The sequence below is a fragment of the Streptomyces sp. NPDC005784 genome, assembly GCF_042871525.1.
In the GTDB taxonomy this organism is placed as follows: Bacteria; Actinomycetota; Actinomycetes; order Streptomycetales; family Streptomycetaceae; genus Streptomyces.
The window spans coordinates 1-3,151 of sequence record NZ_JBIAIQ010000103.1 but is presented as its reverse complement, the minus strand read 5'-3'; the positions used below and the strand labels follow the sequence as shown (position 1 = coordinate 3,151).

Below are 3,151 nucleotides of genomic sequence, written 5' to 3'. Positions count from 1 at the left end.
CGGTGGTTTGTTGACGGCGGGTCATAGCTGCAGTAGGCCGGTAGCAGAGGAACGTCGCCTTGCCGCCAGGGGGCTTGTGATGACCCCGCTTCGGGAGCGTCCGAGCGCCGGACTGCGGAGCCCCCTTTTCGCGCCCCGGCGGCGTGCTGGTGGGCGCGGACGACGGTGGAGTCGACCGACACCAGCCAGTCGATGTCGCCCGCAGCGTCCGCTGCGGCCTGGGCGGCCTGGAGCATGCGCTCGAACGTGCCGTCCAGGGCCCACCGGCGGAAACGGGTGTGCAGCGTGTGCCACGAACCGTACCGTTCGGGCACATCCCGCCAAGCGGTCCCGGTCCGGAACTTCCACACGATGCCATTGAGCACGGTGCGGTCGTCAAGACGCTTGCGGCCCCGCAGCGAGCCGGGCAGCAGCGGCCGGACGAACTCCCACTCGGCATCCGACAGTTCATGGCGACGTATCACCCGACCATGATCCACCATCCAAGATCAATTGAAGACACCGCTTAGGACCGCGCCCGGCCGGCAGGCGGACGACTACCTGAACGACCGGACCGCCAGGATCTACCCCGGCCTCGTCAGAGTTCCCTCCTGCCGAGAACCGATCTGCGCGGCCCGGCCTATTTCGTCACCGGCGGAGGCGGAGGCGCCAGGACGAAACCGGCGGTCAGGACGGTCACGAAGGCGATCGTGTCGCAGCCGATCCACTGCCAGTTCAGGCGGGTGTTCCACCCGCTCGCGGACGTCGTCGCCGGGCCGGTACCGGAAGCGGGAACGTGCGTCCTCCGGCGTCGGCGTGTCCAAACGGGCCATTTCAATGAGTTTGTGGTGTGCCGTCCGTACGGGACCGGGACCGTTCGGGGAGAGTGGCTGTCCACAAGCGGGCACGGCGGCAGGGGCGCACGGCATCGGGTGGGTCCGAGAGGGGATCGTGGACGGGAAGCGGCGCAGTGGACGTCGGACGGTCGTGCTCACGACGGTGCGGTGCGTCCTGGTCGCGACCGCCCTGGTCGCCGCCTATTACCTGCTGCCGCTGGACTCGGCCTTCACGGTGACGTCCGCCCTCGCTCTGGTGGTGGGGCTGTTGGCGGTGGCGCTGCTCATGGGGTGGCAGGTGCGCGGGATCGTGAGTTCCGAGCGTCCCCGGCTGCGTGCCATGGCGGCGCTGGCGACGGTACTTCCGTTGTTTCTGCTGCTCTTCGCCACGACCGACTACCTGCTGGACCGCAGCGCCCCCGGCAGTTTCAGTGAAGCGATGTCGAGGACCGACGCCCTGAACTTCACGATGACTGTGTTCAGCACGGTCGGGTTCGGCGACATCAGCCCGCGCAGCGAGACCGCCCGGCTCCTTGTCACGGGACAGATCACGGCCAACCTTCTGCTGCTCGGCGTGGCCGCCCAGGTCCTGGTAAACGCGGTTGAACAGGGCCGGCGAGCGCAGAGCGGGGCGGAATAGCCGGCCGGTCGCGCCGGGCGTCCGAGGGGTCGGTCAGCCGGCGGGAACGTCCTGCGCGGGCAGTCGTCCCGCCTTCACGGCGTCGACGAGTGCCTGGTGGTCGCGCTCGTTCTGGTCGGCGTACGCCTCCGCGAAGGTGACGAGGGCCCGGTCGAAGGAGTCCTTCTTTCCCAGGTAGGAGGCGATCGCGATCCGGTCGCCGGACCGCGCGTGCGCCCGGGCGAGGGTGAGGCCGCAGACGCCGCCGAAGGTCTCCAGCTGGAGGGGCGTCATCGTCTCCGGCATCGCGATGCCCTTCCAGTCGCGCAGTTGCCGTACGTAGAAGTCGCGGCGCTTGCCGTCGATACCGTCCACCCGTTCCCAGCCGAGGAACATGTCGCTCGCCGCCTGCATCAACCGCTGTCCCGCGACCACCCGTTCGCCCTGGTTGCGGTACTGGCTGGCCCCGACGTGGTCGGCGAGGACAGAGGTGTCGGCCTCCTTGGCCTGCAGGAACAGCGGGTCGCGGCCGTCCCGGCCGAGGAACAGGATGATCCAGCACCGGGTGCCGACGCTGCCGACCCCGACCACCTTGCGGGCGACGTCCGCGAGTTGGTAGTCGTCCAGGAGGAACCGCCGGTCGGACGGCAGCGTGATCCCGTACCGCTCAATGAGTCCGCGGAACTGGCGCTCCAGCGTGGTGCGTTCGGCGTCCGGCAGCAGGTCGGCGAGGGAAACCAGCAGCGGGGGGTCCGACGCGATCATCGGCCGGCCGTCGACCTCGCGCGTGAGTTTTTCGAAGACCTGCACGGTGTCGCGCGAGCGGGCCTTCGACAGGGCGCGGTCCAGCTTCTTCTGGCCGCTCCTGTGGAGTTGGCCCGTCGTGAGGTCCGTGAGGCGCTCGGCGTCGATCTTCGCGTACCAGACGTCGAGGTTGCTCATCCCGGCGAAACGGCGCATGGCGTCGCGGTACGAGCGCACGGTGCCGCTCACGATCCGGGCACGCTCGGCGTCGTCGAAGCCGTTCGCCCGGGCGGCGATGACGAAGCTCGCCGACAGCCGCTTCACGTCCCACTCCCACGGACCCGGCAGCGTCTCGTCGAAATCGTTGATGTCGAACATCAACTTCCGCTCCGGCGAGGCCAGCAGCCGAAAGTTGAGCAGATGGGCGTCTCCGCACAACTGGGCGTCGATTCCCGAGACGGGACTGCCGGCCAGGTCGGACGCCATGATCGCCGCAGCGCCCCGGTAGAACCGGAACGGGGACTCGGTCATCCGGCTGTACCGGATCGGCACCAACTCCCGCACCCGGGCCGCGGACTGCTCCTCCAGGATCGCCAGCGGGTCCGTTCTCTTCGAACCGGGCCTGTACACGGCGTGCCCCGACCGCGGACAGCGGCGCCGCGCCTCCTTGCCGAGTGCCACGCGCTCCGCGGGGGTCGCGTGGGGCGACGTACGCATGGCCGTGGTCGCGTGCTTGGGCATGATCGGCTCTCCTACCTGGCTCTGCCGCCCCCGGGAACCACGGCGTCGGAGCGCTGCCGTGCCCCACCTGGTGGGCCGTGCCGATCGCCTGTGCCTGGTGGCGTCCGGCATCGAGCGTCCATAAGCGCCGGGCTTCCCCTCAACGGTAGATCCGTCGCGAGGGCTCCGCATGGCGGCGCGGATCGCCCCGGTCCGGCGCCGATCTCCGGCCGTCGGCGGACCGGTACACCCC

At 69.7% G+C, this 3,151-nt stretch carries 3 protein-coding genes; 1 reads left to right on the top strand and 2 read right to left on the bottom strand.

Annotated features, from left to right (window positions below; genetic code table 11):
* On the bottom strand, positions 1–464 hold a 464-nt coding region (locus tag ACFYR3_RS45610; protein WP_389288323.1), incomplete at its 3' end, for an IS5 family transposase.
* A 502-nt stretch (positions 465–966) separates the two neighbouring features.
* Between ACFYR3_RS45610 and ACFYR3_RS45605 the strand changes: the two genes are divergently transcribed.
* Positions 967–1,455, top strand: a complete 489-nt coding sequence (locus ACFYR3_RS45605) for a potassium channel family protein (protein WP_389288321.1) — start codon at positions 967–969, stop codon at positions 1,453–1,455.
* Between the two features lie 33 nt (positions 1,456–1,488).
* Here ACFYR3_RS45605 and ACFYR3_RS45600 read toward each other — a convergent pair whose 3' ends face one another.
* Entirely contained in the window at positions 1,489–2,919 is a 1,431-nt protein-coding gene (locus ACFYR3_RS45600; protein ID WP_389288319.1) for a DUF2252 domain-containing protein, read from the bottom strand.
* Positions 2,920–3,151: the final 232 nt, after the last annotated feature.